This window comes from Superficieibacter electus (genome assembly GCF_002915575.1).
In the GTDB taxonomy this organism is placed as follows: domain Bacteria; phylum Pseudomonadota; class Gammaproteobacteria; order Enterobacterales; family Enterobacteriaceae; genus Superficieibacter; species Superficieibacter electus.
The window spans coordinates 1-6,999 of the sequence record NZ_PQGD01000050.1 but is presented as its reverse complement, the minus strand read 5'-3'; the positions used below and the strand labels follow the sequence as shown (position 1 = coordinate 6,999).

3 protein-coding genes and 3 pseudogenes are annotated in these 6,999 nt (G+C 43.8%); 5 read left to right on the top strand and 1 reads right to left on the bottom strand.

The window, feature by feature from the left end; translation table 11 throughout:
• The 5 genes and pseudogenes from CHU32_RS27315 to CHU32_RS27295 form a co-directional block, all read left to right on the top strand.
• A pseudogene (locus tag CHU32_RS27315) lies at positions 1 to 76 on the top strand (IS1 family transposase); the annotation flags it as partial.
• A pseudogene (locus CHU32_RS27310) lies at positions 76 to 963 on the top strand (transposase); the annotation flags it as partial. The pseudogenes CHU32_RS27315 and CHU32_RS27310, both read left to right, overlap by 1 nt.
• Positions 964 to 1,176: 213 nt before the next feature.
• Entirely contained in the window at positions 1,177 to 3,345 is a 2,169-nt protein-coding gene (locus CHU32_RS27305; protein WP_103678809.1) for an McrB family protein, read from the top strand.
• 3 nt (positions 3,346 to 3,348) lie between these two features.
• Entirely contained in the window at positions 3,349 to 5,967 is a 2,619-nt protein-coding gene (locus CHU32_RS27300; protein ID WP_103678808.1) for a nuclease domain-containing protein, read from the top strand.
• A 25-nt stretch (positions 5,968 to 5,992) separates the two neighbouring features.
• On the top strand, positions 5,993 to 6,577 hold the full coding sequence (locus CHU32_RS27295; protein ID WP_103678807.1) for a hypothetical protein: 585 nt from the start codon (positions 5,993 to 5,995) through the stop codon (positions 6,575 to 6,577).
• Between the two features lie 140 nt (positions 6,578 to 6,717).
• Here the strand turns inward: CHU32_RS27295 and CHU32_RS27290 are convergent.
• Positions 6,718 to 6,921, bottom strand: a pseudogene (locus tag CHU32_RS27290) (site-specific integrase); the annotation flags it as partial.
• Positions 6,922 to 6,999 lie beyond the last annotated feature (78 nt).

Here is a 6,999-nt window from a genome sequence, read left to right as displayed (position 1 = left end):
ACGACGAATAACGTCATCGCCGGTGGCCCATGCTGATGTTGCGCTTATCTGTGAACTCGACGAACAATGGAGCTTTACCCCCAGAAGATAAAAGCTATTGAACCTGACAATGCGGATATGCGCTTACTTCAGCAACTGGTTGAGCAGCGTCGTCAGTTGGTTGAAGATAAACGCCGTTTTGTGAACCGGCTAATCAACACGCTCAAACAGTATTATCCTCAACCCCTGGAGTGGTGCTCACATCGGGGTAGCTTGCTATTGTGTGAACTGCTTATACGGTGGCCCAGTCTGCAACAATTGAAACGAGCCCGGCACGACACGATCCGTAACTTTCTGAATGCCAAAGGTGGTCGCGCAATGGCCCTTACCGAGCAGCGTGTGGTGAGTATTGATAATGCCATCCCGTTGACGACAGACCCGAGTGTTATAGAGGCTAATGCTTTGATGGCAACAGCACTGGCGACACAAATTAAAGTCGTGAGTGAAATCATCAAAACCTATGACGAACGAATCGAAACGCTGTTTGACACATTGCCAGATTCGGGGCTGTTCAAATCACTTCCGGGCATGGGGCCGTGTATGGGACCACGAATGCTTGCTACACTTGGTGATAACCGTGACCGGTTTAACAGCGCTGAAGAAATTCAAAACTACGCAGGTATTGCGCCGGTGACAGAACGAAGTGGCCAGAAATCCTGGGTTCACTGGCGATGGCAGTGTGCCAAGTTCGTCCGGCAGACCTTTGTTGAATGGGCTGCCAAGACAGTTAACTCATCATACTTGGCCAGACTTTATTATCAGGGACTGCGAGAAAAAGGAAAATCTCACCAGTCTGCAATCCGGACTCTGGCCTTCAAATGGATAAGGATCATTTACCGCTGTTGGAAGACCCGAACCCAGTATGATGAAGCGAAGTATTTGCTGGCTCTCGAAGCGCGACGCTCGCCCTTACTGAAGCCATAAAAAGCTTGTCGAATGTCTCAGGGCGTGAAGCGGAAGTTCGCAATTGCTCAATACTCTGATGGGTTAATGAAATGGACGATCCCGCCCCGGTAGACGATCCTGCATTATAGTTAGAAGTTACTTTCGAAATTTACGTGAAGGGTGAAAAGTTTTAGACACTTAGACGAATCTTATCTTAATATCTTCTGAAAGCAGTGAGTTAATGAGAGCACAATGTCAAACAAAGTGTACGGGTATAGTGAGTTAGAGGGACTGTCTGATACAGAACTTTTGGCAACACTGCAGTCGAGCTGGGGCTATAAAGATGATAATTTCGAGGTATGGGGTGAAGTTACCCTGTTCAAAGACAGAGAATGGGGGCATTTGAAAAACCCTAGAATGCTGGCCAGCAATAACCTGCTGTCATATCCTCTTACTGGCGTTAATGGTCCCTGCGAATTCTGGATAAACCCGGCAGATGCCAAAAAGTATGGTGATCAGCGTGGTGCCAGGTTCATAAAATGCAAACTAACCCTCTCTCGCCCGAAAGAACGTGAGAAGCACCGGATTCCCTTTATGATGAGTGTGCTGCCCGGGAGTTGCTCATCGCTGGAAAAACTACCTGCCTCAATCCCGCATGATATCGTCACTGCAGACGACGTCTCATATTTCATTGCGAATGAAATCTATCATTTTTATCAACAACAAGCTGCAACTAAAATCGAGCAAGAATTTGCAACCAAACAAAGTATGTTTGAACAGCAGCTTACTGAGGCGCTTGCAGAAAAACAAAGCGCAGAACTGAAACGTGACAATGCAATAAAACTTGTCGAATCGTTGAACAGTATGCGAAAGAAAACTGAACAATCCATTGCTTTACTTGAAACGGATAACGAACTAAAACAAAAACAATTACAGATAACCCTGGAAAATTTCAAAAAAATAGAGGTTGAAATGAATCATAAGATCCTGCGTTTGAAAAAATATGTTTCAGATAAAGCACTTTTTTTGAAAACCTTTGAGTTTTTAGACCAGGAAGACCTTGATAATTTTTTAGTAGAGTCAAAATCTGCGTCGCAGGATGTCGATGGCGTTGTATTCAGAGAACAGCTGAACGGTGATTACAGCAAGGCAATCTCCTATATCCAGTCGCATTTGATTGAAAAGGATATTTTGTATCCCCGCCATATTATCGAAAATTACCTCACCTTACTGCGCACGAAGGATTTGATTATTCTGGCGGGGGAATCGGGATCGGGTAAAACCAACTTAGTTAAGTCGTTTGCGAAAGCTGTTGGGGGGAAAGCAGTTATTATTCCCGTAAAACCAAACTGGACCAGTTCTGAAGATCTGCTTGGTTACTACAACCCTCTGGAGAAAAAATATTTAGCCACCCCTTTTTTAGATGCACTGCTGGAAGCTCAGTTGAACCCGGAGACTCCCTATTTTATCTGCCTGGACGAAATGAATCTGGCGCGCGTGGAATACTATTTTGCTGATTTCTTGTCCCTGCTGGAGTCCCGCGATGAAGCGCCGGAAATTAGTCTGTATTCCGCTGACGAGTCTGCGCACGTACTTTCTGAGTTGAAAGCGGTGGTAGAGATCATTCAAGACAGTAAGGAAAAATACGGCCAGGACGGGGTGGTGAATTTTATTGCGCTGTTGAAAGATGAGGCTATCAATAATCAGTTAAGACAGGCATTTGGTTTTAGTGATAAAAACTCACTCATTAAGTACCACAGCGAGGTACGGCGAATGCTCTTTGCGGCCATGTCAATGCCCTCAAGCATTGTGATGCCGGCGAATGTTCATATTATAGGGGCTATTAACATTGATGAAACCACCCATTATCTTTCACCCAAAATATTAGACCGTGCGCATATTATGCGTTTTGAGTCGCCACTGTTATCTGACTGGGATGCCATCCTCCGTGAAGTGAAGGAGTATGAATTCGACGATGTATCACGACCACTGCTCTTTGAAACCGAAGCATTGGGCATACGTCAAAACTACCCAAAATTTGATCGTGAAAATGAATTTTGTCAGTTGTTCATTGCGTTAAATAAAGAGTTTTTACATAAATTAGGCGTTGAGTTTGGTATGCGTACTATTCGTCAGGGTCTGAATTATTTGCACCTGTTCAAGGATGCCAATGATGACAGAGAGCGGGCAATCAATAACTTTATATTGCATAAAGTTCTGCCGAAATTAACATTTGATGGCAACAAAACCGTGGGTCAGCAAACAAAACTCGAACTGATTGAAAAGGTATTTTTACAGCGAATTAAACAAGAGGTGCCAACCTATGCTGATATTCCTGACGTATTTTCTGCGGTAGTTGCACTTGAACATGTGGTAAATAATGCGAAGTCCAATGATGGTATTGTGAATTTTTGGTCGTAAACTATGACGTCTACCTTTGAAATAAAGTACATCGAAATTCAATGGTATGATAAAGATACCGTCACAAAAGTGACGGAATCGTTGCATGCAATACCCGTTGAATATAATGATGAACATTCACATTTTGAATGTGAAACGACGATCTATCCCAGAACAGAAGGCATTCTGCGGGGGCAATTAGCCGTGCGGTTTATTGCCGGGTCAGCGGTGATCCCTTGCATTAAAATGTCGTACGGTGCAGAGCAACAACTCTTTCCCGTTGAAGATATTGACAGCGGAAAAACCTGGTGGATCGTACAGGATTCGTGGGATGCCAAAGAAAAATATTGGCGGCACAGCAGCGTAAATACTGCGGGAACGTTGATACTGGCCCTTGATGATGTCCATTGTCATATTAATATAGGATCGATGGATTTTAGCAGAGAGCAACTGGAACGTTACCTGACAGGGTTTAAAGATGATTTGTGGGAATTGATTCTGGATGAGTCAAGTTCTGTTCAGGCATCCAGAGAGCAAGGCAGTATTGGCATTAATAATGCAACCATTGATTGTGCACAAAATATAATCATGCATGCCCATAAAATCCTGAGTAACCCTAAGGCTGAACTGCGAGAAATACAAACCCTGAAGCCACGCAAAGCCGTAAAACCGGTTAACCGTACGTTTATGGAGTTAGCAACAAAAACCAATCAATCTGTTTTAACCAGTCGCGCGGTAACGCCGACATTTAACATGGCGGAAAACCGCTATATCCTCTTTGCTCTCGAACGTAGCTATAGGATTATTAAGCAAATTGTTATCTTATCGGGTAACAAAGCGAAACGCTATGCCGCGCTTATTGATAAACTTCAACAACAGTATGATTCCATCACCGATAGCGTAACGATTGACCGGGATCTGGTGGTTAAAGATTTGGAAATCATTCGACAGCGATGCAAGTTAAGCTATTGGCAACAACAATTAGCACAGAGCATTTTTTCCGAAAAAATCGTATATGATGCGGATGGTCCTCAGTATAATGTATTGCACTTTCGCAGCCAAAAACCTACACAAGAGAACGATGGTTTTTTTATTGAGATCAATGTTCAGGGACAGTGGAAGAAAGATAATGAAAAAAGCACGGTTTTATCGTTTAATTCAAAAGTTAACGCATCTTTGCTGAATTTAGTGAGGTGTTTACGGCAACATGCCGAATATAAAATAACGGGTGCCGGTCGCCGTTATGAAACCGCAAAAGCAGTAATTTACGTTATTGACTACTTAAACGATATCGAGATTGTAGATGCGCGGGAGTTATATCTCGCCCAGCAAAAATACAGTCAGGAAATTAAGCAGGGTAAAGTCCTCGATGCTAACAACTGGCAACGAAAGCTCAACCCGCGTGAACTGGATGAGCAAACGAAAGAAAAGGTGGCGCTGCAAAACCGCATCGGGTTTTACAGTGAAAACCAGTCTTTATCGGAAGCGGTGTTTAAAAAAGTCGAGCCAAAACAGCGGCAACTCGCGCAGCTCATTACTCAGTTCAAAGCTCTTGGGGTGACGGCCTCATCTCATTTCCCAAACTCGATGACGTTTGTCCAAAATCCGCATTATCAGGGCGTGCATAACGGTTATAAGCAGCTTATGGCGAGCACCCGTCTGACAAATGAAGATTTATTGCTCAGCCTTGAAGAAATTGATGCGATCGGTCTGGTGAATATGCCGCTTTTGTATGAACGGTGGTGTTTGCTACAAATAATGAAGGTGCTGATCGAATCATTCAGATTTATCCCGCAGACCAACTGGAAATACCAGGTAGTGGATGCCATTAAAGACAGAAAGAAAGATATCGAGATACTCTTCGACAATCCGCATTCTAAAAGAACGCTAACCTTAGCCTATGAAAAAACGTTAGAAAATGGCAAGCGGCCTGATTTTGTTATTGATCTGCAATGGACAGCTGACAAAGATGACCAGGCACGCTATTCCAGACGCTTTGTCCTGGACGCAAAGTTTTATGATCACTCAACATTTGCGCGGTCTGGCGGCCTACTGGGGGTCATTGATGGGCTCCGCAATCAGAAAGATTATCGCGAAGCCACTAATAATCCGGTGTTTTTGATCCATCCCTGCAAGGATGTCATAGCCGACGTCGTTACCGCACAGCATTGGGGTAAATACAGTTATCTGGGAGAGGCAGGTTCGGGGGCCGGTGGTATAAAACCCAATCATGACTATGGCGCTATATTTTTAAGCCCAATAGATAAAGAGCTTTACAACGACGAACTCCAGAGACTATTGGGACTCTTTTTACAATATAAACTCGAAAGTTCGAATACATCTTCCTTGCCTAATGATCTGACGCAGGCTAAACCTTTTTGTATTCGCTGTGGCTCTGTGGAACTTCGCACCATTGAAAAAACGGGTGGCTATACTAATAAACAGGGCGTGCAGTCCGCTCGGACGCCACGTTCAGTCTGGCTACAATGTACAGAGTGTGAGCAATTTATCAGTTTTAATCACTGCCAGCAATCTGACACGCGATTAGTAAAAAATGGTTTATATTGGACTTACCATTCGGCAAGGGCGATTGAACCCTTCAATATTAAATGCCCGGAGTGTGGTGAGTGGGGGGGATGGTGATTAATTATCAAATACAGGTTCAGATATGAAGCTAACGGGCATCACGAATCATGCAAAACAGCGTATTTCAGAACGTTCTACACTGAACCTGTACGAAATAGTGGATATTATTAACGCGCAACGTTTTGAAATACTTGGTTCAAAACCGGGGATCAATAAAACCCATCTGCTGATTTATAGCATCCCTGATAACGCCTGGTTTGTTCTGGTGAGAGACAGCCTGAATGGTGATGTGCTGACATTGTTAACCGCGGCATATCACGTGCGACTGTTCGGGAAAATCAGTGACCTGCAGAAAAAACGCTCCCGTTATATTGCGACCCATGGTCTTAATGAAAATAATGAAATTAATAAGAAGATCTCCCTGTTTCTTGGCTATGTAGACGTCTCTGGTAAAAGTAAAACCAAACGCATCTGGCGTGGCCATTACGAGGATTTCCAGTTTTCATGCGAGGCCTTTTTACATTCATCAGAGCTTCAGCAAATAATGAATGCGCTGCGTACCGGGAAAAAGAGCTGTGCGCACGCTGAACTCCCGGATAATATCGAGACCTGCAGTTATCTAAAGGTGATGTTCAGCGATAATGACAACATGATAATCGATTTATAGCGTTTTTCGAACATTGTTGAACAAATCGAACTTTTGCTGAGTTGCAGGATCAGATCAGGCATTCTCCTGACAGATTGATGCTGATTATTTTTAGCAACGTCCGTTCCTGGCACAGGGCTGCTGTTGCAGCCCTGACAACCTTAGACTTCGATCGATTCAGAGATCTCTAATGCATCATCTACTTCAATGCCCAAATAACGGACTGTGCTTTCCAGTTTATTATGGCCCAACAGAAGTTGGATCACCCGGAGATTCTTGGTTTTCTTGTAGATTAGGTAAGGTTTTGTTCTTCTCATGGAATGTGTGCTGTAAAGCGAATCTTCGAGACCAAGCTTTTCTACCCACTGAATCGCCACGGGTTTAACAGACACCCCGGAGTCATTTAAGATGACTTAAAGAGAGGTGCCCATGAGCGGTAAGCG

What these genes read in the sequence shown, in the direction of transcription:
- CHU32_RS27305 (WP_103678809.1), top strand. Translation starts at nt 1,177, where the DNA reads ATGTCAAACAAAGTGTACGGGTATAGTGAGTTAGAGGGACTGTCTGAT.
- CHU32_RS27300 (WP_103678808.1), top strand. Translation starts at nt 3,349, where the DNA reads ATGACGTCTACCTTTGAAATAAAGTACATCGAAATTCAATGGTATGAT.
- CHU32_RS27295 (WP_103678807.1), top strand. Translation starts at nt 5,993, where the DNA reads ATGAAGCTAACGGGCATCACGAATCATGCAAAACAGCGTATTTCAGAA.